The following is a 23,161-nucleotide window of genomic DNA, read 5'->3' on the forward strand; positions in this document are numbered from 1 at the left end:
ATAACCGAGCTTGATGCCTCAGTGCCATTGTCGAGCTGAGGACTATTTTTGGCTGTGGTTGCTGAAAACAAGCAGGACATCGAAAGTTCGCTGCACGTAACGAAGTCAACTAACATGGCCGCCTCGTTCAATACGTGGTCCCTGTCGATGCAGTCTCTCGAAAAAACGCTGCTTTCTTATGCCACGCAGCACTTGCCATCACTTCCCCATATATACACTTGGAAGTTTGATACCGCTCTCGCTCACCAATCGTTTGAATGGGCGATAGCTGGCTCGAACTGGTACGAAAAGACGCGCGCACTGAAGCGACATGCCTCCCGAGAATGGGCGGCGTCGCCCGAACAAAGGGCGGTACTCGCGGACTACGCGGTGCGAGTCTGGGGAGGTGTGAAAAGAAATGCGCCGGCGACGATGCAGGGCTACGTTCAAATCGTTTCGCAGGGACAAGTGCCGGTAAATCACAAGGGAATCGCCTCGTGGTCGAAGGTGGCGGCATTTTCGAATCCAAACGAGCACGCCATCTTCGATGCGCGGGTCTCATTTTCTCTGAACGTTCTGCAGATGCTTCACGGTGATGAGCAACGCTGGTGGTTTCCGCACTTGGCGGGGCGAAATACGCAGCTCAACGCCTGCTGGCCGCGCTTGAAGACCCGGGCGCGGGAACAGGGCTGGCCTCGAGTTGCAACGACCGATGTCTACCCGACCTACATCGGATTGCTGGTGGACGTCTCTCGAAAACTCGATGTCGAGATAGGCGACGTTGAGATGCTGCTCTTTTCGAAAGCGGAAGATTTTGCATCGGCGTTTAACGCGGCCTATCCCATCTCTTGACGGCGAAAGGAAACAATACGGGCTGCCTTACGTACTTATCCATCATACGAACGACTTACCTGTTCACCCACCGCCAGCACAACTCGGCCGAACCTGGCGTTGCTGTTCAGCGGCGTAATCGCCAGCAAGCGATCGAGGCGGATCTCCTGACGAACATCAACAGTTTCAACTTCGAGAAACTCCTCCCCGGTGCTGGCGGTCCGCGTGGTGATCGCGCGGGCGGTCAGGCATTGGCCGTCAGTCAGCTCGATGTCCAGCGTGTAGCCGCACAGGCAGGCGATTTCCAGGTAGTCATGCAGGTCGCAGTGCAGCGGTTTGTAGGTATCCATTTCACGCCTCGCAGCCTTGCAGCTTGAGAATGAAAAAGCCCTGCCGGTTGATGGCCTCGACTATCTCGGGGTTGCTCGGCTCGACGTGGCAGAAACGGCAGTCGTTCAAGGTAATGTCCTGATCTTCGATGCCCTGTTCGGCCAGGAAACGTCGCGCGCAGGATTGGGCAAAATCCAGGTCGTTGCGGTCGATCAGCACGTCAAAATGCAGGTATCGCCCGTCTTGGGTGCGGACATGTGTGTCATAGACTTTGATGGTCATGAGGTTCTCTCCGTCGCGAGGGTATCAAGGCAGCTTGCCGGAGCGACCGAGCAGGTCACGTTGATCCGCTCGGGTCGCAAGGGCAGGAAGAAATCAGCGCAGCTGGTTCAGCATCGCGTTCAATCGGCTGTTGCCCGCATCGTCGAGCGCGAAGACCGGCAAGCGCGGGTCGCCGACTTCCAGGCCGAGGGTGCGCAAACCGGCCTTGATGGTGGCGGGCAAGCCTCCTTTGAGAATGAAGTCCAGCAGTGGCAATTGTCGGTAGAACAGCGCCCGGGCTTTGTTCAGGTCGTTGGCCAGCACGGCTTCGTACAGGTCGAGGTTGAGCTGCGGGATGAGGTTCGGCGCAGCGGTGCACCAGCCTCTGGCGCCAGCCGCGAAGGCTTCCAGCGCCAGTGGATTGCAGCCGTTGTAGAACGGTACCTGGCCTTCGCCCAGCAGATGCAGCTGATGCATGCGCTGGATATCGCCGGTGCTCTCCTTGACCATGGTGACGTTATCCACCGCGTTGAAAATCCGCAGGATCAGCTCCACGGACATGTCGATGCCGCTGGTGGCCGGGTTGTTGTAGAGCATGATGGGCACGTCGATGCTGGCGCCGATGGTCTGATAATGCGTGAGGATCTGCGCCTCACTCAATTTCCAGTAAGAAGCTGGCAAGACCATCACCACATCGGCGCCGTGATCCTGGGCAAAACGCGCGCGGCGCACCGCTTTGGCGGTGGTCAGGTCAGACACGCTGACCACGGTCGGCACTCGGCCGGCGACGTGGGCGATGCTGAACTCGCTGACCTGGTCCCATTCCGCATCGCTGAGGTAGGCCCCTTCGCCGGTGCTGCCCAAGGGTGCAATAGCATGCACGCCGCTTTCGATCAGGCGGTCGATGGACCTGCCCAAGGCGTCCAGGTCCAAGCCCTGGCCGTCGGCAGAGAAAGGGGTGATGGTGTAACCGATGATGCCGTGGATGTTCGGGGTAGGCATGGCTTCGCTCCTAATGGGATCAGTTCAGGCAATCGGCGTGTTGGCGCAGGTTCTGCCGGGCGTAGTAGTTGAAGGCGGCGGCGTGACGCTTGGGGCGGGCGATCCAGTCGTGGGCTTCGCGACCCAGGTGCGGCAGGATCGGTTTCACCTCGCCGGCGGCCATGGCGAGCAGTTGCAGTTTCGCGGCGCGCTCGATCAGTTGGGCGATGTTGCAGGCTTCTTCCACGGTCTCGCCGGTCGACAACTGGCCATGGTGGGAAAGCAGGATGGCGCGTTTGTCGCCCAGGGCGCCGGCGATCAAGTCGCCTTCCTCGTTACCCACCGGCACGCCCGGCCAGCCTTCCAGGAACGCACAGTCTTCGTACAGCGGGCAGAGGTCCATGTGGGAAATCTGCAACGGGACCTCCAACATCGACAGCGCGGCGATGTGGGTAGGGTGGGTGTGGATGATGCAATTCACATCCGGCCGGGCGCGGTAGACCCAGCTGTGGAAGCGGTTCGCCGGGTTGGGTATGCCATGGCCTTCCAGCACCTCCAGGTCCTCGTTGATCAACAGCAGGTTGCCAGCGGTAATCTCGTCGAATCCCAAACCCAATTGCTGGGTGTAGTAAGTGCCGGGTTGCGGCCCGCGCGCGGTGATCTGCCCGGCGAGGCCTGAGTCGTGGCCGTTCTCGAACAGAATGCGGCAGGTCAGTGCCAGCTTTTGTCGTACAGTCCACGTATTATCCGGCAGTGATTTCTGCATCTGGTTAACAGCATGCTGGACCAATTGGTCCTTTGGTGTCGCCAGGGTCTTGCTCATATCCGTTCTCCTGATTCGCGTCACTGAAGCTTGGGGATGGCTGTGCTAATGACACTAAGTAGACTATATGACACAAAGTGTCATTGGCAATCGCCGATTGTCCGCTTCCATGGAAATGATGGTTATCTATGTCCATTCGCTTGAAACTGCTCAGAAAAAAACTCGGCGTGACGCTGGACGTCCTGGCCGAAAAAACCGGGATGACCAAGAGCTACCTGTCCAAGGTGGAACGGGGTCTGAGCACGCCCTCCATCGCCACGGCGCTCAAGCTGTCCAAGGCGTTGAACGTGAAAGTCGAGGAATTGTTTTCCGAGGAAAACGTCCCGCTCGACAGCTACAGCCTGGTGCGGTGTGAAGATCGCCAATCGCTTGCGGCGAACCCTGGCAGCTCTGAATACGCAGTGTTGGCCCATCAGGTTTCCGAGCGAACCTTGCTACCCTTCATCCTTTATCCCCCGGCCGAATTCGCGGCGCATCATGCGTTCAAGGAACACACGGGCGAGGAGTTCCTGTTTGTTCACGAAGGCCAGGTGGAAGTGGACTTCATGAACGAGCGCGTGCTGCTGAACCGCGGTGACGCCTTGCATTTCAATGCCCAGAAACCCCATCGCCTGCGTTCGGTTGGCGACGTCCAGGCCCAATTGCTGGTTGTTGTGCACAGCGCCGAAGCGGCGGAGTAGGACCACGGCCAACGTGAGCCCGCCCGATACCGGGCGGGACTCGGTCAGGCTTATCTCAGGGCGACCTTGGGAAAGTCGACAGGAATGTCCAACGCGACGTTGATGTAGTTGGTGAACAGGTTCAACGCGACATGAGCGATGATCTCGACAATCTGTTCATCGCCAAAACCGTTGTCCCGCAGGCGCTGCACATCGGCGTCAGTCACCTGTGCGCGCTGCTCGACCACTATCAGGGCGAACGCCAGGGCCGCTGCCGTCTTGGGGTCGCTGGATTCTCCGCGCTGGGCGGCGGCCATGTCGGTCGCAGACACACCGGCCTTTTGGCCCAGGGCCGTGTGCGCGGCAAGGCAGTATTCACAGCGGTTGCGGTTGGCCACGGCTACCGCAATCTGCTCGCCAAGCCGGGCACCCAACGTGCCTTGGCCCAGGGCGCCGAAGGCCGCCCACATGCTTTGCAGCGCGGCCGGAGAATTGGCTACGCCCTTGAACATGTTGGGCGTTGCGCCAAAGGCCTGTTGAATCTGGGCCAGCATTGGTTGGCTGGCGGCGGGCGTTTGTTGTGGCTGAATGTTGATACGAGTCATGTGTTTCTCCAGTGATGGGACGGGGGGCAATACAGGGAGGCGAGGCGGTGTCAGTGCTTGACCTTGCCGGGCAGGGACAGATCGCCCGAGGCCACCTTGAACACGTCGGCGACACACAGCAGCGGGTTGTGCACGCTCGCGTTCACGCGCAGGGCGGCCGTGACGCCATCGAACGCGCCGGCCTCGACCGGGCCGATGTCGTCAAACGGCACGCGCACCTCGACGGTTTTCTGATTGATCGTCGGGGTCCACCCCGGGCTGTCGATCAGGATCGGCAACCCTGGCCAGGTCTTGGGCACGCGAGGCTTGGCCCCTGCGGGAATGTCGACGACTTTCAGCGCATCTTTCCCACAGGCCGGGTCGGGCTGCAGCACCACCCAATGCGAATGCCAAAGATCACCATCGTTATCCAGGCGCCCGTCGCGGTTCTCGTCGAACAGCGGGGTATCGTCGAAGTCGGGGTGTGACGTGACGGCGAAGGCCAGGATTCCGGACTTCGGCTCGAAACCGATCACCGAAGGGTCCAGGCTGGTTGGCCAGACATACGAGAACACGCTGCTGCCGGCCAGTTTGCCGCTGGCGGCAGGGCGTACGGTGCCGGCCTTGCCGGAAACGGCCATGTGGAAAATCGCCACATTGCCTTCAGTGGTGATGCTCGTGTGGACGATATCGAAAGGCGCCTTCACAGCCTTCGCCGGTTTGCTGGTTATGCCGTTTTGATGTGCGGCGTCGTGCGCGCTGACGCTGGCGCTCAAGCCAAGCAACAACGAGGCGCAAAAGAGGGGAGATCGAGAGAGTTTCATGGTGGGCCCTTCTGCCAAGTGAGGTGGTGCTGGCAGTATAAGGAGCGGGTCTGTACTATTTGGCTCTTAACGTACGCCTAACGTAGCTATTCGTTCAGAATGCAAACACTTCCAACCCTGGACCGGCTCTCCGGCATCCTCGACCACTTCCGCGTGCAAGCGCAGTTGCACCACACCGGCGCCCTGTGTGGTGTAAATCGCTTTGATGCCGGCGAGGGGTTCGGCTACCTGCACGTGCTTCGTCGCGGTCAGCTAAAAGTCAGCCACCCCGGTGGGCAAGGCTTGCCCTCGATGAGCTTCGAAGAACCGTCGCTGCTGTTTTATCCCTGCCCGATCACCCATCAATTCCATAACCCCCCGGCGGAAGGCTCCGACTTCACCTGTGCGCGACTGATGTTCGAGGGCGGCGCACGCAACCCCCTGGCGCGGGCACTGCCGCCCTTGATCGCGTTGCCGCTGGCGCAGGTACCGGGCCTGCACGCCGCGCTGGAGCTGCTGTTCGCCGAGACCGACCACGTGCGCTGCGGCCAGCGAATGCTCGCCGACCGATTGTTCGAAGTCGTGGTGCTGCAACTGCTGCGCTGGCTGCTTGATCACCAGCAGGAAGCCGGTATCCGCCCGGGTCTCATCGCCGGGCTGTCAAACCCGCGACTGGCGCGAGTGCTCGTCGCCATTCACGAAGACCCGGGCGCCGCGTGGACGCTGGAGCGCATGGCCGAACAGGCCTGCCTGTCGCGCACCGCATTCGCCAACACGTTCCGCGACATCGTCGGCCAAACCCCCGCCGACTACCTCACCACCTGGCGCATCGCCCTGGCCCAGAGCCGCTTGCGCCAAGGCGAATCCATCAAGAGCCTGACCGAAGAGCTTGGCTACACCACCCCATCGGCACTTTCACGGGCGTTCACAGCCAAGGTCGGAGTGTCCCCTCGGGATTGGTTGGCGCAGATAGCCACAGGCCAGAAAGCTGGTTTTGGCTTATGAGGCAGGTCGCGTCAGTAAAGGCCTACAGACGCTGACGACCCGCGTTCGCAAGGCCACGTCGCCTTGCGCCGTTGAGAACGTTCTGGCTAGCAATGCCGGCACTTCAACCCGTGCGAGGACGCTTGCGCTGGGATACTCCTGATTCTCCCATCCTGAGCGCCTCAGCCAATTTGGGCGAAGCGCTGGATCAAATTCAAGTAGTCGGATCGGACGCCGATAGCGTTGCGCAAGAAACACTCAAACGAAGGACCGAGCATGTTCTACCCACGTGAAGCTGAAAAAGATCATCTCTATAACCGAATAGTTCTGCTGACCGTGGCTTGCTGTGTGTTGCTGCTACTGGCCTCCCTGGCAAAACACTCCGGGACCATCTATGGGGCCATTCAATGGAGTGCTGTCGAGGTGAAAGGCACCGTGACGCAACTTGAAAGCATTCCCATGAATGAAAACGGCATGATCATTCACTACCGGTATACCGACAGTGACCAGCAAGTCCACGAAGACGATTACGCGGACCAACGCTATAACGAACACCATCAGTTCGAAGTAGGCGGGGACGTTCCGCTGCTTTACTCAAGCTGGTTTCCTCGAATCAGCAGCATCGCCGCCGAGCTCCATACGTATCGCTCTGGCTTCCTCATCATGGCTGGCGGGGTGTTGCTGACGTTAGTGTTTCTCGGGATCTCCTTCATGACGTTCGGTCGGATTTACCGGATGAAGGAAGAAGACCGCCTCTATTGAAAGACTGGTAGGTCTTGCACCCCAGGGCTTTCATTCATCCACGTAATCGGTTTTCCCTCCCATGAAAAAGCTGTTTCTCGCGTTGCTTTCGGTCGCCCTGCTTTCCGGGTGTGTCACCAAGTCGTTGAGTGTCGAAGACCGCCCCCAGATCAAAACCATCAAGATCCTTCCGGTGTACTTTGCGGTGCAGAACTTCAAGTACACCAGCATGACTCAGGCCTGGGGAGCAGGCTTGGGTGCCGGGGCAGGTGCCGCAACCGGCATGGCGGCCGGAGCATCCAGCGCCGCCACCAGCGCATTGACCGGCGCCGGCTCGGTCGCGGGCACCAAGGCGGCAGACGGCGCGACGGTGGATATTTCCCAGGCGATCCTGAACAACATGCAGGCCCATGGTATCGATGTGGGCAAGCTGGTGCGTGAAAGCTTCGAAAGGCGCATCAAGCAAGAAGGGCTGTTCACCATTGTGGCCGAAGGCGAGAAAGCGGACGCCGACGTTGAGATCATGGTCATGCAGTGGGGGCTGAGCCTGAAAAACTACAGCACCGTGCTTTACCCGGTCATTGGCGTGAACGGATTCATGAAGCGCGGCGGTACATCGGTTTGGCGCAACTTCAATACCATCTCGCCATTCAATGAAAGCAATACCCTCGCTTACACCCCTGAACAGTACGCCACCGATCCCGAAGCACTGCGCGCGGCGTTTTCCCGGGTATCCGATCTGGCAGTCGGCAAGCTGATTGAAGACCTGAAACAATAACTGCCCAGGCGAACCGCAGTGCTGCCTCATGGTTCAGGGGCGATGGATGGCCGTTGCGTCAGCCGGGGCTGTCAGACACCGGACGCCCCCCGCCCGTAAGCCCACATCACCTTGCGCCTTTACCTACAACTACGCCAGAATCCGCCGGCTTGTGCGCCCCAGGCCGCGTCGGTAGTTTGAGTCCTGTCACTGCTCATCAGTGATCGGGTTTAGTCGCCCAGGGTGAAACAGGTTGTGCAAGGCGTCATCCAGTCGGGGTTCCCATCCTGCACTTGATGGTGGCTGTGCGCAGGGCGTCCTCGGACGCGCCGGTTTCTTGTTTCCCCGGTCGACTAACCTGCGTACAGCTGCCTCCCATCGTTTAGTCGCGAGCGGGTGATGGCTCCAACTACAGGAAGCAAGACGATGGCAAAAGTTACTCCAAACCCACCTGCGGCAGACGAATCCGTATCCCGCGCCGAATCCGCCCGCAACAAGAAACTCGAAGACGCCACCAACCGCGCGTTGAATTTCTATCTGAAACCCAAGCCTGAGGGCGAAACGTCCGGGAATTCCAGCACGCTTTTTCGTATTGATCCTGATGTGGACACGGAGTGTTTGCTTGCGAATCTGAGCGAGAGCTTGGCTTCGGCGAATGCGATGATCAGTGATTTGGCGTTTGATCTGGAAGGGTCGAGGAGACATGTTGCGTTGGGGATTTTGCAGGTGATTGAGTTGAGTGAGCTGTTGGCGAATCGGGCTTTGGATATTGTTGAGGTGAGGTAGGGCAGCAGCGCTACGCGCCGCCTGGATTAGAAAAAAGGTCTTGCCTAGCAAGGCCTCTTTTTGTGCGTGCGCCAGGCATGGCGCGTTGCGCGCAAGCGCAACCAGCTTGGCTGTGGTGGCCACGCTGGTGACTTGGAAGTGCAAGTCCTCTACACACCCGGCAAGGGGAAGTGTTAGCCAGAGGCAAGGGTGTCGCGGGTGACTGCGAATCCGAAGGAAGCCCGAGGCAAAATGCTGGCCTGACGAACAGGAAGCGGATTAGGCGGCGTGGTGGAAACCAGAAGTGATCGTATATCTGACGGAAGCGTTCGGTCAGGTTGAGGTTGTCATAGATAAGCACCATGACGGCCCATCCGGTGATGGCGCAAAGCATCAACAAGGGGATCAGCCCGATCTCGCTGCCCAGTTTCCCCACGCCATTGATGGCGTAACGGATGGGCAGGTAATTGATGTTGGGAAAAAGACCCAGGCAGTTCAACGCTCCCGGTAGGAGTAAGAGCGCGAAGAAGATGAGCACGCCTCTTTTCTTGCCCACCGTATAGGCGGCTGCTGCCAGCAAGGGGGTCAGCAGCAGTGACAGCATCATCAGATAGCCAAGCGTGTTCACCATCGCTTCGTCGGGCGACCTGTAGGCTCCGACGATTTGCCCTGCGTCGTTACGCCCGGTGAAGGTCGATGAGACGACGCCAAGCCCCTCCAGGATCTGGTGCAGGTTGTAGGCCGCGCCGTGGAGAAAATTTAGGTAAGGGTAGAAGAAAGTCCCTATGGAAATTGACATCAATCTGAGTCCTTCAATGCGGTAGACATTCCTTGGTTGCGTGCCCTTATCTGGATGCTCCAGCCCCCTGGACTTCTCCCACACGGCCGCGTTGCTAAAGTTCTCGACTCATAAGCCGACAGCCTTCGTTTCCACCTCACGGATGATTCTAATGTTCCGCTCCGTTTTTTTCGGCGTTGCTTTGCTCGCTGTCGCCACTTCGAACACTGCCCAGGCTCAGACCGTCACTACGCCCGAACAACTGCTGACGGAGTTTTCTCGTTGCGATGCGCATTTCTTCGAGAGCCTGCGCGCCGCCCGCTTGCCGGCAGGTACCGTGCGCCTGAGTGATTATGGCTCGGTCAAGGCGCCGACCATCATGAGCCCGCTGCAGGAAGGTGGCACTTACCAACGCTTCGAAACGCCCCTGATCGTCAACGGCGTGCATATGGTTGGCTATTACAACCAGGCCGAAACCATCAAGAATGCCGGCAACTTTCTGTTCTGGGGTTTCGTAGCCGATGGCTCACCGCAAGAGGTAGCCGCGAAACTAAAGCCGTTGATCGTCGATAACGCGCGCTTTGTCAGTCAGGGCAAAGCCATCACCCGCGCCGAAATTCGCCGCGTCGGTGACCCGATCGGCCAATGGCGCACCGAAGGATTGACCGGCCCCGGCGTCGCCACTCCGTTTGGTTTCGTAGACCGCGTGTTGATGGTCGACACGGGCGACACAACACCGCCGCTGGCAGGGCACACCACCGTGTTCTGCTCCCTGCAAGGCACCGTGACCCCGCCGCTATTGCAGGTATATCGCCCTGACCTCAACGCTCGTCTGTTCGACTGACAAGGATGCTTTTCATGAATGCTCGCTGGCCCGCACTGATCGCTTGCTCCTTCATCCTTACAGGATGTGCCGGGATGCAGAACCCGCAAAAAGCCAACCTCGCGCACTGTACAAATCAGATGAAGGCATCCAAAGCCGAAAATTACCCTCTGGTGCTGCAGGAGGGTGATCTATGCCTGCAGAAAAATACCCTGCCCGCCTCGCTGCGAAGTTTGATTTACGCGGTGCAGGCCGACGCCCACAGTAACCTCAAGCATTTCCCTGAAGCCGTGGCTGCCAAGGAAAAATCCATCCAATTGGCGGGCAAGCCTGATGCGCGCGCCAACCTGGATTTGAGCGGCATGTATCGTGACGCTGGCAATCCCAAAAAAGCGCTGGAACTTGTGCAATACAACCTCGACAACGGGCTGGGAGAAGCCGGAAAGGGTTCGGGCTTCCACATGCCGACCTACTATCATCTGGGCCTCGCGCTGACTGACCTGGGTCAGTACCGAGAGGCCGCTGAAGCATTCAGCACCGGCCTGGAGCGCCAGGCGGACTATGCTTGGGCCTATTACGCGCGTGGGATCGCTTACGACCATTTGGGCGATAAGGACGACGCCAAGACTGACTTCGTGAAGTTCTCGCAGATCGTCGACAAGAAGTACGTGCGTGAGGAGCATAAGGCCAAGCTCGCCGAGTACAGGATTTCCATGCCGTAATGTAAGAGTTGGTTCCGCGTGGGTTGCGCTGGATTGTCTGGTCCTGAAACATGTGTAGTTTCGGGGCTAGCCATTTCTCTCAGGCCCTGGCGTTTCGCCTATCGAGCGCTGCGGTTCACAAAATGTCTTTCAGATAGGCTTTAAGCGCCGTGAGCGGAGCATTGAGGCCATCCATCTCCTGCACGGCGGTAAACGCCGCCGTCAGATGATGCAGTTCTCGGCCTAGTACCGTATCCATTCCTCCAACCGCCCCTAGCGCCAAATCCAAGCACCAACTGATCTCAATCTGAATCCCAGCCACATCCCCCCGCCGCACCAACAACCCAAAAACCTCCCGATCACAACCCCCCATCAACGGATCATCCCGCAAAATCGGGCTGTGACCCTCCGTCTCATAAGCCAGCTTGAGCGAGTAAAGAGCGACCGTTTCCAGCAGCAATTCCATGAGGTGAAATCCTTGGTGACTGGGTGAGGAGGGTGGGGTGGTGGTTTATGCCTTGGCGGTGGCAACTCGCAGTATCGGTGTGGGCAGTGACTCTTTTGTGAGCGCTTTGCGCTCAAGCGGGAGCAAGCTCCCTCGCCACGGGTTTTTTCCTACCACCAGTTCTTCCTTGCCACAGATCCTTTCACATTAGGGGTTGGGTATTTGGGGCTGCTTTGCAGCCCAGCGGGGATGAATCCCCTCGCCACAACCGCGGGCGCCCTGGGGTGGGATTTGCGTTGCTCGCGGCAAAGCCACTTTCCTGCAGGCGAAAAAAAAGACCTTGAATTTCAAGGTCTTTCTTTAAGATGGTGCCCCGAGGGAGACTCGAACTCCCACTCCTTTCGAAAACGGATTTTGAATCCGCCGCGTCTACCAATTCCGCCATCAGGGCTCAATGGCGGCGAAGTATAGAGAGGTGCCTACCGTTGGTCAATCACGTTTCATGGTGAATTTTTGATAATTCCGCTAGACTTTCCGGCCCTGCTAGACGAACCCCATCATGCGTGTTGCTGACTTTACCTTCGAACTCCCGGATTCGCTGATCGCTCGCCACCCTCTGGCCGAGCGTCGCGCCAGTCGACTGTTGACCCTGGACGGGGTCAGCGGTGCCATGGCTCACCGTCAATTCACTGATTTGCTTGAGCATTTGCGCCCGGGCGATTTGATGGTGTTCAACAATACCCGAGTCATTCCGGCGCGGTTGTTTGGCCAGAAGGCCTCCGGCGGCAAGCTGGAGATTCTGGTGGAGCGGGTGCTGGACGGGCATCGGGTGCTGGCCCATGTGCGGTCGAGCAAGTCGCCCAAGCCGGGCTCGTCGATCTTGATCGACGGCGGCGGTGAGGCGCGGATGGTGGCGCGGCATGATGCGTTGTTCGAGCTGGAGTTTGCCGAAGAAGTGTTGCCGCTGCTCGACCGTGTCGGGCACATGCCGTTGCCTCCTTATATAGACCGCCCGGACGAAGGTTCGGACCGCGAGCGTTATCAGACCGTGTATGCCGAGCGCCTGGGGGCGGTAGCGGCGCCGACGGCGGGGCTGCATTTTGACCAGCCGTTGCTGGAGGCGATTGCCGCCAAGGGCGTGGAGACGGCGTTCGTGACGCTGCACGTCGGCGCTGGCACGTTCCAGCCGGTGCGCGTGGAGCGCATCGAAGATCACCACATGCACAACGAATGGCTGGAAGTCAGCCAGGAAGTCGTCGATGCCGTGGCGGCCTGTCGCGCCCGCGGTGGGCGGGTGGTGGCGGTAGGAACCACCAGCGTGCGTTCCCTAGAAAGCGCCGCGCGCGATGGCGTGCTCAAGCCGTTCAGTGGCGACACCGACATCTTTATCTACCCGGGCCGGCCGTTTCATGTGGTCGATGCCCTGGTCACCAACTTTCATTTGCCCGAATCCACGCTGTTGATGCTGGTTTCGGCGTTCGCCGGTTATCCCGAGACCATGGCCGCCTACCAGGCCGCCGTCGAGCATGGGTACCGCTTTTTCAGCTACGGTGATGCGATGTTCATCACCCGTAACCCCGCGCCACGCGGGCCCGAGGAAACCGTATGAGTCGCACCTGTCGCATGTCCTTCGAGTTGCTTGCTACCGATGGCAAGGCTCGTCGCGGTCGTCTGACCTTCCCCCGCGGTACGGTGGAAACCCCCGCGTTCATGCCGGTGGGCACCTACGGCACGGTCAAGGGCATGTTGCCGCGTGACATCGTTGCCACGGGCGCGGAGATCATTCTCGGCAACACCTTCCACCTGTGGCTGCGTCCGGGCATGGAAGTGATCAAGGCCCACGGCGACCTGCACGATTTCATGCAGTGGAAAGGCCCGATTCTGACCGACTCCGGCGGCTTCCAGGTGTTCAGCCTCGGCGCCATGCGCAAGATCAAGGAGGAGGGCGTGACCTTCGCCTCGCCGGTCGACGGCTCCAAGGTGTTCATGGGCCCGGAAGAGTCGATGCAGGTGCAGCGCGACCTGGGCTCGGACATCGTGATGATCTTCGACGAATGCACGCCGTACCCGGCCGATGAAGACGTGGCGCGGGTGTCGATGGAGCTGTCGTTGCGCTGGGCCCAACGCTCGAAGAATGCCCATGGCGAAAACACCGCGGCGCTGTTCGGCATCGTCCAGGGCGGCATGCACCAGGATTTGCGCATGCGCTCGCTCGAAGGCCTCGACAAGATCGGCTTCGACGGCCTGGCGATTGGCGGCCTGTCGGTGGGCGAACCGAAGCACGAGATGATCAAGGTGCTCGATTACCTGCCGGGCCAGATGCCCGCTGACAAACCTCGTTACCTTATGGGCGTTGGCAAACCGGAAGATCTGGTTGAGGGTGTGCGCCGCGGGGTGGACATGTTCGATTGCGTGATGCCAACCCGTAATGCCCGCAATGGGCATCTGTTCATCGACACTGGTGTGCTGAAGATCCGTAACGCGTTCCATCGCCATGATGATTCGCCGCTCGATCCGACGTGCGATTGCTATACCTGCCAGAACTTCTCCCGCGCTTATCTGCATCATTTGGACAAGTGCGGCGAAATGCTCGGCAGCATGCTCAATACCATCCACAATTTGCGCCATTATCAGGTGCTTATGGCTGGTTTGCGCGAGGCTATCCAACAGGGTACATTGGCCGCCTTTGTCGAGGCCTTCTATGCCAAGCGCGGGTTGCCTGTTCCGCCTTTGGACTGAGTTTTCCGATCCCTAGATTCAATATTTGCAACTGGAGTGCTAAATGAGCTTTTTTATCTCTAATGCCATGGCTGACGCGGCTGCACCTGCTGCTGCCAGCCCTATGGGTGGCGGTTTCGAGTGGATTTTCCTGGTCGGCTTCCTGGTCATCTTCTACCTGATGATCTGGCGTCCACAGGCCAAGCGCGCCAAAGAGCAGAAGAACCTGCTCGGCAGCTTGCAGAAAGGTGATGAAGTGGTCACCACCGGCGGCATCGCCGGCAAGATCACCAAAGTGGCGGATGACTTCGTGGTTCTGGAAGTGTCCGACACTGTTGAAATGAAGTTTCAGAAGGGCGCCATCGCGGCCACGCTGCCAAAAGGCACGCTGAAAGCGATCTAAGTAACAACTTCTCTTCAATCGACGGGGCGCGCAAGGCGCCCCGCGTCATAAGCGGGCGGCGTGATGCTGAACAAATACCCTCTGTGGAAATACCTACTGATCCTGGCAGTGCTGGCGGTCGGTGTGATTTATTCCGCTCCCAATCTCTACCCGGATGACCCGGCCATTCAGGTCAGCGGCGCCAGCACGGCGTTGCAGGTCACCCAGGCCGATCTGGACCGTGCGAGCGCTGCGCTCAAGGCGTCCAATATCGAGGTCAAGGCTGCGTCCATCGCCGAAAACGGCAAGGGCGGCCTGTTGCGCCTGGTCAAGTCTGAAGACCAGTTGCCGGCCAAGGATGTGGTTCGCAAGGCGTTGGGCGACGATTACGTTGTGGCCTTGAACCTGGCCCAGACCACCCCGCAGTGGCTGCGCAATCTTGGCGCCCACCCGATGAAGCTGGGCCTGGACTTGTCCGGCGGTGTGCACTTCCTGCTGGAAGTGGACATGGAAAAAGCCCTCGACGCGCGACTGAAAGTCTACGAAGGCGACGTCAAGAGCCTGCTGCGTAAAGAGCGCGTGCGTTATCGCAGCCTGCCGCAGTTCGAAGGTGCCATTCAGCTGGGCTTCAGCGATGAAGATGCCCGCGAACAGGCCCGTGCCCTGATCCGCAAGAATTTCAACGATTTCGACATTGTGCCGGCCGACCTCAATGGTCAGGCGGTGCTGCGTCTGGCGATGACCCCGGCCAAGCTGGCGGAAATCCGCGAATACTCCATCAAGCAGAACTTGACCACGGTGCGTAACCGCGTCAACGAGCTGGGTGTGGCCGAGCCGATCGTCCAGCGCCAGGGCGCCAACCGCATCGTGGTTGAGTTGCCGGGTGTGCAGGACACTGCCGAAGCCAAGCGTATCCTCGGCAAGACCGCCAACCTGGAATTCCGCCTGGCCGCTGGGCCGGGTGCTTCCAAGGCAACTTCCGAGAGCTTCGAGTTCCGCGAAGGCGGTCGTCCGGCGGCGCAGATCGAGCGCGGCCTGATCATCACCGGTGACCAGGTGACCGACGCCCAGGCGGGCTTCGACGAGCAAGGTCGTCCACAGGTGAACATCCGTCTCGACGGCCACGGCGGCGAACTGATGAGCCGCGCCACGCGCAGCAACGTCGGGCGCAGCATGGCGGTGATCTTCATCGAGCAGAAGCCGACCACCACCTACACCAAACAGGTGGTCAACGGCGTCGAGAAAGACGTACCGGTCCAGACCTTCAAGGAAGAGAAGAAGATCATCAGCCTGGCGACCATCCAGTCGCCACTGGGCAGCCAGTTCCGCATCACCGGCCTGAACGGCCAGGGCGAATCCTCGGAGCTGGCCCTGCTGCTGCGTGCCGGTGGCCTGGCCGCGCCGATGTACTTCGCTGAAGAACGCACCATCGGCCCGAGCCTGGGTGCCGACAACATCACCAAGGGCGTCGATGCGTCCCTGTGGGGCATGCTGTTCGTGTCGCTGTTCATCATCGCCATCTACCGCTTCTTCGGCCTGATCGCCACGGTTGCGCTGGCGGTGAACATGGTGCTGTTGCTGGCCCTGATGTCGTTGCTGGGCGCCACGCTGACCCTGCCGGGTATCGCCGGTATCGTCTTGACGATGGGTATGGCGGTGGACGCCAACGTGCTGATCTTCTCGCGGATACGTGAAGAGATCGCCGCGGGCATGTCGATCCAGCGGGCAATCAACGAAGGCTTCGGCCGGGCATTCACCGCGATTCTCGACTCCAACCTGACCACGTTGCTGGTCGGCGGGATTCTCTTTGCCATGGGCACCGGCCCGGTCAAGGGTTTCGCAGTGACCATGTCCCTCGGGATCTTTACCTCGATGTTCACAGCCATCATGGTGACCCGCGCAATGGTCAACCTGATCTTTGGCGGTCGTGACTTCAAGAAGTTGTGGATTTAAGGGGCTGCCATGTTACGTACAATCAACTTCATGGGCGTTCGCAACATTGCGTTCGGCGTCACATTGTTCCTCACGGCACTGGCGTTGTTCAGCTGGGCCACCAAGGGTCTGAACTACGGCCTGGATTTCACCGGCGGTACGCTCATCGAGCTGACCTACGAGCGTCCGGCCGACGTCACCAAGGTGCGTGAGCAACTGGCGAGCTCGGGCTACAGCGATGCCGTGGTGCAGAGCTTTGGCGCCACCACCGATTTGCTGGTGCGTATGCCGGGTGAAGACCCGCAACTGGGCCACCAGGTCGCCGAGGCCTTGCAGAAGGCCGGTGGCGATAACCCGGCCCAGGTCAAGCGCGTCGAGTTCGTCGGTCCGCAGGTGGGAGAGGAGCTGCGCGACCAGGGCGGCCTCGGCATGCTGTTGGCGCTGGGCGGCGTGATGCTCTACCTGGCTTTCCGCTTCCAGTGGAAGTTCGCGGTCGGCGCGATTGTCTCGCTGATCCACGACGTGATCGTGACCGTGGGCATCCTGTCGTTCTTCCAGATCACCTTCGACCTGACGGTGCTGGCGGCGGTGCTGGCGATCATCGGTTACTCGCTCAACGACACCATCGTCGTGTTCGACCGGGTGCGCGAAAACTTCCGAGTGCTGCGCAAGGCCTCGTTGATCGAGAACATCAACATCTCGACCACCCAGACCCTGCTGCGGACCATGGCGACATCGATCTCCACCTTGCTGGCGATTGTCGCGCTGCTAGTGTTTGGCGGCGACAACCTGTTCGGTTTCTCCATCGCGCTGTTCATCGGTGTGATGGCGGGTACCTACTCGTCGATCTACATCGCCAACGTGGTGCTGATCTGGTTGAACCTGAGCTCCGAGGATCTGATTCCTCCGGCGGCCACCGAGACCGAGGTGGATGACCGCCCGTAAGGCTCGGTTTTCCGTCCGTCACCGCTCAAAAGGCGCGAGTTGAACTCGCGCCTTTTTTTGTGCTCCAAGGCTGGGAGAAGCGCGGATTAATCCGCTTGTAATGGCCTGGAGGTTCAAGTGAACAAATCGATGCTGGTTGGTGCGGTATTGGGTGCTGTCGGTGTAACAGCCGGTGGTGCGGTCGCCACCTACAGCTTGGTAAAAAGTGGCCCTGAGTATGCGCAAGTACTGGCCGTGGAACCGGTCAAGACCCAGATCAAGACCCCGCGTGAAGTGTGCAAGGACGTGACAGTGACCCGGCAGAAGCCGGTTCAGGATCAACATCAGATCGCCGGCACCGTGCTCGGCGCCGTGGCCGGTGGCCTGTTGGGTAACCAGATCGGCGGCGGCAACGGCAAGAAGATTGCCACCGTCGCGGGTGCGGCCGGCGGCGGTTATGCCGGTAACAAGATTCAGGAAGGCATGCAGGAGCGCGACACGTACACCACCACCCAGACTCGCTGCAACACCGTCAATGACATCAGCGACAAGGTTGTAGGCTACGACGTTCGCTACATGCTCGACGGCAAGGAAGGCAAAGTCCGTATGGACCGCGACCCGGGCAACCAGATCCCGGTCAGCAAGGAAGGTCAACTGATCCTGGGCCAGAACGAACCGGCCCAGTAATCCACCGCTATGAAAAAGCACCCTCCGGGGTGCTTTTTTTTGCCCGTATTTTCTGTCCCGCGCCCACCCCGTATTCCCTGTGGGAGCGAGCCTGCTCGCGAAGGCGGTGGCTCAGTCTGCTCCATATTCAAGGTGTAACCCATCGTGGCGAGGGAGCTTGCTCCCGCTGGGCTGCGCAGCAGACCCGAGATTTTGCGGTCGCTGCGCAACCGAGCGGGAGCAAGCTCCCTCGCCACGGATTACCTGTATCCGGGTAAAGTGACAGGCAAAAAAAAGCACCCCGAAGGGTGCTTCTCTTGAGCCGAGCGGCTTAGCGCTTCAGCGAAGCCGGCAGGTGCGGCTGGATCGCCGTCAGTACAGCCTTGAAGCATTTGGTGTTGCCGGCAACGATGTGGCCTTTTTCAAGGAAATCGTGGCCGCCGGTGAAGTCGCTCACCAAGCCACCCGCTTCCTGGATCAACAGGGCGCCTGCCGCCATGTCCCACTCGGACAGGCCCGATTCCCAGAACGCATCGAAACGACCGGCAGCTACATAAGCCAGGTCCAGGCTCGCGGCACCGGCGCGGCGGATGCCGGCGGTCTGGCCGACCAGGGCGCGGAACATGCCCAGGTAGTTGTCGAGGTTGTCCATCTGGTCATCACGGAACGGGAAACCGGTGCCCAGCAGGGCGCCGTCCAGGCTGGTGCGGCCGCTGACGCGCAGGCGACGACCGTTCAGTTGGGCGCCACGGCCACGGCTGGCGGTGAATTCTTCCTGGCGAACCGGATCCAGCACGACGGCATGTTCCAGGCGGCCACGGTATTTGCAGGCGATGCTGACAGCGAAGTGAGGAATGCCGCGCAGGAAGTTGGTGGTACCGTCCAGCGGATCGATGATCCACAGGTACTCTTCGCCTTCGATGCCGGTACCGGCGTGCATGCCGGTCTCTTCACCGAGGATGGAGTGGTTCGGGTAAGCCTTGCGCAGGGCGTCGACGATTTTCTGTTCGGCGGCGCGATCAACCTCGGACACGTAGTCCTTGGCGTCTTTTTCATCGACCTTGATGGTATCCAGGCGCTCGATGGAGCGGAAGATCAGTTCACTGGCGCTGCGGGCGGCGCGCAGCGCGATATTCAGCATGGGCTGCATGGATGTGTCACCTAAGGTTGTTAAAGAAAGCCGCGCATTCTATCAGAAAGTTTTCTCAGGAGAAGGTTGGTGTTCGCTTTCATAGCTTAACGGTAGGTGCTTAGGTAAGATTTGCTCCCTTTTATATGTTCGAGAGCGCCTCCCTTGTTGCAGAACATTCGTGTCGTCCTGGTCAATACCAGCCATCCGGGTAACATCGGCGGAGCTGCGCGGGCCATGAAGAACATGGGCCTGTCGCGGCTGGTGCTGGTTGAGCCGCGCTCGTTTCCCCATCACGAAGCCGACGCGCGGGCATCCGGCGCCGGTGACATTCTCGCCAATGCCCAGGTTGTCGCCACCCTGGAAGACGCCTTGGTGGGTTGCAACCTGGTGCTCGGCACCAGCGCCCGCGACCGCCGTATCCCCTGGCCGCTGCTCGATCCTCGCGAATGCGGCACCAAGGTGGTCGAGGAAGCGGGGCAGGGCGCGGAAATCGCCTTGGTGTTCGGCCGTGAAGATTCCGGCCTCACCAATGAAGAGCTGCAGCGATGTCATTTTCACGTGCATATCCCCTCCGACCCCGGCTTCAGCTCGCTGAACCTCGGGGCGGCGGTGCAGGTGTTGAGCTATGAAGTGCGCATGGCCTGGCTGCACGCCGAAGGCCAGCCCAGCAAGGTGGAAAAATTCGAGGCGACGTCGCCGCGCAGTGAGACACTGGCGACCATGGACGAGCTGGAGCGATTCTATGAACACCTGGAACAGACCCTGGTGGACATCGAATTCCTCGACCCGGACAAGCCTCGGCACTTGATGGCGCGCCTGCGTCGGTTGTACGGACGAAGCTCGGTGAGCCGGGCGGAAATGAATATATTGCGCGGCATCCTCACGGAAACCCAGAAAGCGGCCCGTGGCGAGCTGATTAAGCGGAAGGAATAAAATGTTCGAACGTTTGCGTGAAGATATCCAGAGCGTCTTCCATCGTGACCCGGCGGCGCGCAATGCCTTTGAAGTGCTGACCTGCTATCCCGGCATGCACGCCATCTGGATCCATCGCCTGTCCGGCGCCTTGTGGAACATGGGCTGGAAATGGCTGGCGCGGCTGGTCTCGAACTTCGGCCGCTGGCTGACCGGCATCGAGATCCATCCGGGCGCCAAGGTCGGCCGGCGGTTCTTCATCGATCACGGCATGGGCATCGTCATCGGCGAGACCGCCGAGATCGGCGACGACGTGACGCTCTATCAGGGCGTGACCCTTGGCGGCACCAGCTGGAACAAAGGCAAGCGCCACCCGACCCTGGAAAACGGCGTTGTCGTCGGTGCTGGCGCCAAGGTGCTCGGCCCGTTCACCGTGGGCGCGGGAGCGAAAGTCGGCTCCAACGCCGTGGTCACCAAGGCCGTGCCGCCCGGCGCGACCGTGGTGGGTATTCCGGGGCGGATCATCGTCAAGTCGGACGAAGAGCAGGACGCCCGGCGCAAGGCCATGGCCGAGAAGATCGGCTTCGACGCCTACGGTGTCGGCGAAGACATGCCCGACCCGGTGGCGCGCGCCATCAACCAGTTGCTCGATCACCTGCAAGCGGTGGACGGGCGCCTGGAGGGGATGTGCGGCGCACTGAAGGAGCTGGGGAGTGATTATTGTGCCAAGGATCTGCCGGAACTGCGCGAGGAAGACTTTGCGTGCGTGAAGGACAAGGACCAAAGCCAGGCTAGCTGAAACCCGGCAGGCCTCTTCGCGAGCAGGCTCGCTCCCACACTGGATCTGCGCTGGACCGCCAATCCCCTGTGGGAGCGAGCCTGCTCGCGAAGAACGATAACGCGGTACAGCTGGTCGTTAGCCGCCTACGTTTGCTATCATGCGCGCGCTCTTTTGCGGGTAAACCCGAGTAAAGCACTAGGTCTTATACTTGACTTAAATACTCGGGAATTGCATACTCGCCCCCATTCCGAACTTCGTGGTAATTGTCCATGCGACTGACTACAAAAGGCCGATACGCCGTGACCGCAATGCTGGATCTGGCATTGCATGCGCAGCACGGGCCGGTGTCCCTGGCCGATATCTCCGAACGCCAGGGCATCTCCCTGTCCTACCTCGAACAGCTGTTCGCCAAGCTGCGCCGCAGCAACCTGGTCTCCAGCGTTCGTGGCCCCGGTGGCGGCTACCAGCTGTCGCGCGAGATGCAAGGCATCCAGGTCGCCCAGGTGATCGATGCCGTGAACGAATCGGTCGATGCGACCAAATGCCAAGGGCTGGGCGACTGCCACGGCGGCGATACTTGCCTGACCCATCATCTGTGGTGCGACTTGAGCCTGCAGATTCACGAATTTCTGAGTGGTATCAGCTTGGCCGACCTTGTGACTCGCCGTGAGGTGCAAGAAGTAGCCCAGCGTCAGGACCAGCGCCGTTGCAATGGCAAGGCGCCGCACCTGGACAAGATTGAAGCGTCCGCCGTCGAATGACTGCCGCAGAGCACGCGGAACGCCAGCCAGCCTGATTTAGGAGAGAGTCCATGAAATTGCCGATTTACCTTGATTACTCTGCGACCACCCCGGTTGATCCGCGTGTCGCGCAAAAGATGAGTGAATGCCTGCTGGTCGACGGAAACTTCGGCAACCCGGCCTCGCGTTCCCACGTGTTCGGCTGGAAAGCCGAAGAGTCGGTCGAAAACGCCCGTCGCCAGGTCGCCGACCTGGTCAATGCCGACCCCCGCGAGATCGTCTGGACCTCCGGTGCCACCGAGTCCGACAACCTGGCAATCAAGGGTGTCGCGCATTTCTACCACACCAAGGGCAAGCACCTGATCACCTCCAAGATCGAGCACAAGGCTGTCCTGGACACCATGCGCCAACTGGAGCGTGAAGGCTTCGAAGTCACCTACATCGAGCCCGGTGAAGACGGCATCATCACCCCGGCCATGGTCGAAGCCGTACTGCGCGACGACACCATCCTGGTTTCGATCATGCACGTGAACAACGAAATCGGCACCGTCAACGACATCGCGGCCATCGGCGAACTGACCCGTTCCAAGGGCGTCCTGTTCCACGTCGATGGCGCGCAGTCCACCGGCAAGGTCGACATCGACCTGTCCAAGCTGAAAGTCGACCTGATGTCGTTCTCGGCCCACAAGACTTATGGCCCTAAAGGCATTGGCGCCCTGTACGTCAGCCGCAAGCCGCGTGTTCGCCTCGAAGCGACCATGCACGGCGGCGGTCACGAGCGTGGCATGCGTTCCGGTACCCTGGCGACCCACCAGATCGTTGGCATGGGCGAAGCCTTCCGCGTGGCCAAGGAAGACATGGCCGCCGAGAACGTGCGCATCAAGGCCTTGAGCGACCGTTTCTTCAAGCAGGTCGAGCACCTCGAAGAGCTCTACGTCAACGGCAGCATGACCGCCCGCGTTCCACACAACCTGAACCTGAGCTTCAACTACGTTGAAGGCGAGTCGCTGATCATGGCGCTCAAGGATCTGGCCGTGTCGTCCGGTTCGGCGTGCACCTCGGCGTCGCTGGAGCCTTCCTACGTATTGCGTGCCCTGGGCCGCAACGACGAACTGGCTCACAGCTCGATCCGCTTCACCTTCGGCCGCTTCACCACCGAAGAAGAAATCGATTACGCCGCGCAGAAAGTCTGCGAGGCCGTTACCAAGCTGCGTGCTCTTTCGCCGCTGTGGGACATGTACAAAGACGGCGTCGACATTTCGAAAATCGAATGGGCGGCGCACTGAGAAGTCGCCACCAGAGCGGCTCCACTGATGAGGATTGAAGCAAATGGCATATAGCGAAAAGGTCATCGACCACTACGAGAACCCGCGCAACGTCGGCAAGATGGACGCGCAGGATCCTGACGTCGGCACCGGCATGGTCGGCGCCCCGGCGTGCGGCGACGTGATGCGTCTGCAGATCAAGGTCAACGAACAAGGCATCATCGAAGATGCCAAGTTCAAGACCTACGGCTGCGGCTCCGCCATCGCGTCCAGCTCCCTGGCCACCGAGTGGATGAAGGGCAAGACTCTCGACGAAGCCGAAACCATCAAGAACACTCAGTTGGCCGAAGAACTGGCCTTGCCGCCAGTGAAAATCCACTGCTCGGTACTCGCTGAGGACGCCATCAAGGCCGCCGTTCGCGACTACAAGCAGAAGAAAGGCTTGATCTGATCCGCGTTACGGT

Annotated in this window: 28 protein-coding genes and 1 tRNA gene; 19 read left to right on the forward strand and 10 right to left on the reverse strand. The window is 60.0% G+C overall.

The genetic code is table 11. The annotated features are described in order from the left end of the window. The first annotated feature begins 54 nt into the window (after positions 1–54). Entirely contained in the window at positions 55–831 is a 777-nt protein-coding gene (locus J3P89_RS04775) for a hypothetical protein (protein WP_434696849.1), read from the forward strand. A gap of 35 nt (positions 832–866) precedes the next feature. Here the strand turns inward: J3P89_RS04775 and J3P89_RS04780 are convergent, their stop codons facing one another. The 4 genes from J3P89_RS04780 to J3P89_RS04795 all read right to left on the reverse strand — a co-directional run bounded on the left by J3P89_RS04780 (position 867) and on the right by J3P89_RS04795 (position 3,205). Beyond that, complete coding sequence (locus tag J3P89_RS04780) at positions 867–1,160, reverse strand: Rho-binding antiterminator (protein WP_434696850.1); 294 nt, start codon at positions 1,158–1,160, stop codon at positions 867–869. A gap of 1 nt (position 1,161) precedes the next feature. After that, positions 1,162–1,422, reverse strand: coding sequence for a DUF2024 family protein (locus J3P89_RS04785; RefSeq protein WP_434628485.1), 261 nt, complete (start codon positions 1,420–1,422; stop codon positions 1,162–1,164). Positions 1,423–1,515: 93 nt separating this feature from the next. After that, positions 1,516–2,403, reverse strand: coding sequence for a dihydrodipicolinate synthase family protein (locus tag J3P89_RS04790; protein ID WP_434696852.1), 888 nt, complete (start codon positions 2,401–2,403; stop codon positions 1,516–1,518). A 19-nt stretch (positions 2,404–2,422) separates the two neighbouring features. Next, on the reverse strand, positions 2,423–3,205 hold the full coding sequence (locus tag J3P89_RS04795; RefSeq protein WP_434655851.1) for an aldolase: 783 nt from the start codon (positions 3,203–3,205) through the stop codon (positions 2,423–2,425). Between the two features lie 128 nt (positions 3,206–3,333). Between J3P89_RS04795 and J3P89_RS04800 the strand changes: the two genes are divergently transcribed. Beyond that, positions 3,334–3,885: a helix-turn-helix domain-containing protein gene (locus J3P89_RS04800; RefSeq protein WP_434655853.1), complete on the forward strand. Its 552-nt coding sequence runs from the start codon at positions 3,334–3,336 to the stop codon at positions 3,883–3,885. 50 nt (positions 3,886–3,935) lie between these two features. On the opposite strand, the gene J3P89_RS04805 is transcribed toward J3P89_RS04800, so the two are convergent. Both J3P89_RS04805 and J3P89_RS04810 read right to left on the reverse strand, forming a co-directional pair. Next, the gene (locus J3P89_RS04805; RefSeq protein WP_434696854.1) at positions 3,936–4,469 is read right to left on the reverse strand and encodes a carboxymuconolactone decarboxylase family protein; all 534 of its coding nucleotides are present in this window, start codon (positions 4,467–4,469) and stop codon (positions 3,936–3,938) included. A 50-nt stretch (positions 4,470–4,519) separates the two neighbouring features. Beyond that, on the reverse strand, positions 4,520–5,272 hold the full coding sequence (locus J3P89_RS04810; RefSeq protein ID WP_434696855.1) for a hypothetical protein: 753 nt from the start codon (positions 5,270–5,272) through the stop codon (positions 4,520–4,522). A 99-nt stretch (positions 5,273–5,371) separates the two neighbouring features. Between J3P89_RS04810 and J3P89_RS04815 the strand changes: the two genes are divergently transcribed. The 4 genes from J3P89_RS04815 to J3P89_RS04830 all read left to right on the forward strand — a co-directional run bounded on the left by J3P89_RS04815 (position 5,372) and on the right by J3P89_RS04830 (position 8,519). Next, on the forward strand, positions 5,372–6,256 hold the full coding sequence (locus J3P89_RS04815) for an AraC family transcriptional regulator (RefSeq protein WP_434696856.1): 885 nt from the start codon (positions 5,372–5,374) through the stop codon (positions 6,254–6,256). A 255-nt stretch (positions 6,257–6,511) separates the two neighbouring features. After that, on the forward strand, positions 6,512–6,997 hold the full coding sequence (locus J3P89_RS04820; RefSeq protein ID WP_434696857.1) for a hypothetical protein: 486 nt from the start codon (positions 6,512–6,514) through the stop codon (positions 6,995–6,997). A gap of 61 nt (positions 6,998–7,058) precedes the next feature. After that, a complete protein-coding gene (locus J3P89_RS04825; RefSeq protein WP_434696859.1) occupies positions 7,059–7,754 on the forward strand; it encodes a hypothetical protein in 696 nt (231 codons plus the stop codon). A gap of 405 nt (positions 7,755–8,159) precedes the next feature. Then, entirely contained in the window at positions 8,160–8,519 is a 360-nt protein-coding gene (locus tag J3P89_RS04830) for a DUF6124 family protein (protein WP_434696860.1), read from the forward strand. 10 nt (positions 8,520–8,529) lie between these two features. Here J3P89_RS04830 and J3P89_RS04835 read toward each other — a convergent pair whose 3' ends face one another. Next, positions 8,530–9,297: a hypothetical protein gene (locus J3P89_RS04835; RefSeq protein ID WP_434696861.1), complete on the reverse strand. Its 768-nt coding sequence runs from the start codon at positions 9,295–9,297 to the stop codon at positions 8,530–8,532. A 151-nt stretch (positions 9,298–9,448) separates the two neighbouring features. Between J3P89_RS04835 and J3P89_RS04840 the strand changes: the two genes are divergently transcribed. Further along, positions 9,449–10,120 (forward strand): hypothetical protein, encoded by a 672-nt coding sequence (locus J3P89_RS04840; RefSeq protein WP_434696862.1) that lies wholly within the window; start codon positions 9,449–9,451, stop codon positions 10,118–10,120. Positions 10,121–10,134: 14 nt separating this feature from the next. Next, on the forward strand, positions 10,135–10,821 hold the full coding sequence (locus J3P89_RS04845; protein ID WP_434696863.1) for a tetratricopeptide repeat protein: 687 nt from the start codon (positions 10,135–10,137) through the stop codon (positions 10,819–10,821). Between the two features lie 115 nt (positions 10,822–10,936). On the opposite strand, the gene J3P89_RS04850 is transcribed toward J3P89_RS04845, so the two are convergent. Together J3P89_RS04850 and J3P89_RS04855 are read right to left on the reverse strand one after the other, a co-directional pair. Then, on the reverse strand, positions 10,937–11,266 hold the full coding sequence (locus J3P89_RS04850; protein WP_434696864.1) for a hypothetical protein: 330 nt from the start codon (positions 11,264–11,266) through the stop codon (positions 10,937–10,939). A 345-nt stretch (positions 11,267–11,611) separates the two neighbouring features. Continuing rightward, positions 11,612–11,696 (reverse strand) — tRNA-Leu (locus tag J3P89_RS04855). 108 nt (positions 11,697–11,804) lie between these two features. On the opposite strand from J3P89_RS04855, the gene queA reads away from it, so the two are divergent. The 6 genes from queA (at position 11,805) to J3P89_RS04885 (ending at position 17,888) form a co-directional block, all read left to right on the forward strand. Beyond that, positions 11,805–12,854 carry a tRNA preQ1(34) S-adenosylmethionine ribosyltransferase-isomerase QueA gene (gene queA / locus J3P89_RS04860; RefSeq protein ID WP_305498973.1) on the forward strand — a complete coding sequence of 350 codons (1,050 nt, stop codon included), beginning with the start codon at positions 11,805–11,807 and terminating at the stop codon, positions 12,852–12,854. A gap of 14 nt (positions 12,855–12,868) precedes the next feature. Next, positions 12,869–13,984: a tRNA guanosine(34) transglycosylase Tgt gene (gene tgt, locus J3P89_RS04865; protein ID WP_305501181.1), complete on the forward strand. Its 1,116-nt coding sequence runs from the start codon at positions 12,869–12,871 to the stop codon at positions 13,982–13,984. A gap of 43 nt (positions 13,985–14,027) precedes the next feature. Further along, on the forward strand, positions 14,028–14,366 hold the full coding sequence (yajC, locus tag J3P89_RS04870) for a preprotein translocase subunit YajC (RefSeq protein ID WP_305498975.1): 339 nt from the start codon (positions 14,028–14,030) through the stop codon (positions 14,364–14,366). Positions 14,367–14,429: 63 nt separating this feature from the next. Then, a complete protein-coding gene (gene secD, locus J3P89_RS04875) occupies positions 14,430–16,298 on the forward strand; it encodes a protein translocase subunit SecD (protein WP_434696865.1) in 1,869 nt (622 codons plus the stop codon). A 9-nt stretch (positions 16,299–16,307) separates the two neighbouring features. Next, positions 16,308–17,222 (forward strand): protein translocase subunit SecF, encoded by a 915-nt coding sequence (secF, locus tag J3P89_RS04880; protein ID WP_434571964.1) that lies wholly within the window; start codon positions 16,308–16,310, stop codon positions 17,220–17,222. Positions 17,223–17,339: 117 nt separating this feature from the next. Beyond that, complete coding sequence (locus J3P89_RS04885) at positions 17,340–17,888, forward strand: glycine zipper 2TM domain-containing protein (protein ID WP_018607449.1); 549 nt, start codon at positions 17,340–17,342, stop codon at positions 17,886–17,888. A gap of 310 nt (positions 17,889–18,198) precedes the next feature. Here J3P89_RS04885 and suhB read toward each other — a convergent pair whose 3' ends face one another. Further along, positions 18,199–19,017 (reverse strand): type III secretion system regulator SuhB, encoded by an 819-nt coding sequence (gene suhB, locus J3P89_RS04890; protein WP_003185165.1) that lies wholly within the window; start codon positions 19,015–19,017, stop codon positions 18,199–18,201. A 144-nt stretch (positions 19,018–19,161) separates the two neighbouring features. On the opposite strand from suhB, the gene trmJ reads away from it, so the two are divergent. The 5 genes from trmJ to iscU all read left to right on the forward strand — a co-directional run bounded on the left by trmJ (position 19,162) and on the right by iscU (position 23,148). Further along, complete coding sequence (gene trmJ, locus J3P89_RS04895; RefSeq protein WP_434696866.1) at positions 19,162–19,932, forward strand: tRNA (cytosine(32)/uridine(32)-2'-O)-methyltransferase TrmJ; 771 nt, start codon at positions 19,162–19,164, stop codon at positions 19,930–19,932. 1 nt (position 19,933) lies between these two features. Continuing rightward, positions 19,934–20,710, forward strand: a complete 777-nt coding sequence (gene cysE / locus J3P89_RS04900) for a serine O-acetyltransferase (protein ID WP_434655882.1) — start codon at positions 19,934–19,936, stop codon at positions 20,708–20,710. 251 nt (positions 20,711–20,961) lie between these two features. Continuing rightward, positions 20,962–21,453, forward strand: a complete 492-nt coding sequence (iscR, locus tag J3P89_RS04905; RefSeq protein ID WP_030139599.1) for a Fe-S cluster assembly transcriptional regulator IscR — start codon at positions 20,962–20,964, stop codon at positions 21,451–21,453. A 50-nt stretch (positions 21,454–21,503) separates the two neighbouring features. Then, positions 21,504–22,718, forward strand: coding sequence for an IscS subfamily cysteine desulfurase (locus J3P89_RS04910; RefSeq protein ID WP_434571968.1), 1,215 nt, complete (start codon positions 21,504–21,506; stop codon positions 22,716–22,718). 43 nt (positions 22,719–22,761) lie between these two features. Further along, entirely contained in the window at positions 22,762–23,148 is a 387-nt protein-coding gene (gene iscU, locus J3P89_RS04915) for a Fe-S cluster assembly scaffold IscU (RefSeq protein WP_003185157.1), read from the forward strand. Positions 23,149–23,161: the final 13 nt, after the last annotated feature.

It is taken from the genome of Pseudomonas sp. Z1-14, from assembly GCF_051132005.1.
In the GTDB taxonomy this organism is placed as follows: Bacteria; Pseudomonadota; Gammaproteobacteria; order Pseudomonadales; family Pseudomonadaceae; genus Aquipseudomonas.

Coding starts and splice junctions, on each gene's coding strand:
- J3P89_RS04780 (WP_434696850.1), bottom strand. CDS start 1,160: ATGGATACCTACAAACCGCTGCACTGCGACCTGCATGACTACCTGGAA.
- J3P89_RS04785 (WP_434628485.1), bottom strand. CDS start 1,422: ATGACCATCAAAGTCTATGACACACATGTCCGCACCCAAGACGGGCGA.
- J3P89_RS04790 (WP_434696852.1), bottom strand. CDS start 2,403: ATGCCTACCCCGAACATCCACGGCATCATCGGTTACACCATCACCCCT.
- J3P89_RS04795 (WP_434655851.1), bottom strand. CDS start 3,205: ATGAGCAAGACCCTGGCGACACCAAAGGACCAATTGGTCCAGCATGCT.
- J3P89_RS04800 (WP_434655853.1), top strand. CDS start 3,334: ATGTCCATTCGCTTGAAACTGCTCAGAAAAAAACTCGGCGTGACGCTG.
- J3P89_RS04805 (WP_434696854.1), bottom strand. CDS start 4,469: ATGACTCGTATCAACATTCAGCCACAACAAACGCCCGCCGCCAGCCAA.
- J3P89_RS04810 (WP_434696855.1), bottom strand. CDS start 5,272: ATGAAACTCTCTCGATCTCCCCTCTTTTGCGCCTCGTTGTTGCTTGGC.
- J3P89_RS04815 (WP_434696856.1), top strand. CDS start 5,372: ATGCAAACACTTCCAACCCTGGACCGGCTCTCCGGCATCCTCGACCAC.
- J3P89_RS04820 (WP_434696857.1), top strand. CDS start 6,512: ATGTTCTACCCACGTGAAGCTGAAAAAGATCATCTCTATAACCGAATA.
- J3P89_RS04825 (WP_434696859.1), top strand. CDS start 7,059: ATGAAAAAGCTGTTTCTCGCGTTGCTTTCGGTCGCCCTGCTTTCCGGG.
- J3P89_RS04830 (WP_434696860.1), top strand. CDS start 8,160: ATGGCAAAAGTTACTCCAAACCCACCTGCGGCAGACGAATCCGTATCC.
- J3P89_RS04835 (WP_434696861.1), bottom strand. CDS start 9,297: ATGTCAATTTCCATAGGGACTTTCTTCTACCCTTACCTAAATTTTCTC.
- J3P89_RS04840 (WP_434696862.1), top strand. CDS start 9,449: ATGTTCCGCTCCGTTTTTTTCGGCGTTGCTTTGCTCGCTGTCGCCACT.
- J3P89_RS04845 (WP_434696863.1), top strand. CDS start 10,135: ATGAATGCTCGCTGGCCCGCACTGATCGCTTGCTCCTTCATCCTTACA.
- J3P89_RS04850 (WP_434696864.1), bottom strand. CDS start 11,266: ATGGAATTGCTGCTGGAAACGGTCGCTCTTTACTCGCTCAAGCTGGCT.
- queA (WP_305498973.1), top strand. CDS start 11,805: ATGCGTGTTGCTGACTTTACCTTCGAACTCCCGGATTCGCTGATCGCT.
- tgt (WP_305501181.1), top strand. CDS start 12,869: ATGTCCTTCGAGTTGCTTGCTACCGATGGCAAGGCTCGTCGCGGTCGT.
- yajC (WP_305498975.1), top strand. CDS start 14,028: ATGAGCTTTTTTATCTCTAATGCCATGGCTGACGCGGCTGCACCTGCT.
- secD (WP_434696865.1), top strand. CDS start 14,430: ATGCTGAACAAATACCCTCTGTGGAAATACCTACTGATCCTGGCAGTG.
- secF (WP_434571964.1), top strand. CDS start 16,308: ATGTTACGTACAATCAACTTCATGGGCGTTCGCAACATTGCGTTCGGC.
- suhB (WP_003185165.1), bottom strand. CDS start 19,017: ATGCAGCCCATGCTGAATATCGCGCTGCGCGCCGCCCGCAGCGCCAGT.
- cysE (WP_434655882.1), top strand. CDS start 19,934: ATGTTCGAACGTTTGCGTGAAGATATCCAGAGCGTCTTCCATCGTGAC.
- iscR (WP_030139599.1), top strand. CDS start 20,962: ATGCGACTGACTACAAAAGGCCGATACGCCGTGACCGCAATGCTGGAT.
- J3P89_RS04910 (WP_434571968.1), top strand. CDS start 21,504: ATGAAATTGCCGATTTACCTTGATTACTCTGCGACCACCCCGGTTGAT.
- iscU (WP_003185157.1), top strand. CDS start 22,762: ATGGCATATAGCGAAAAGGTCATCGACCACTACGAGAACCCGCGCAAC.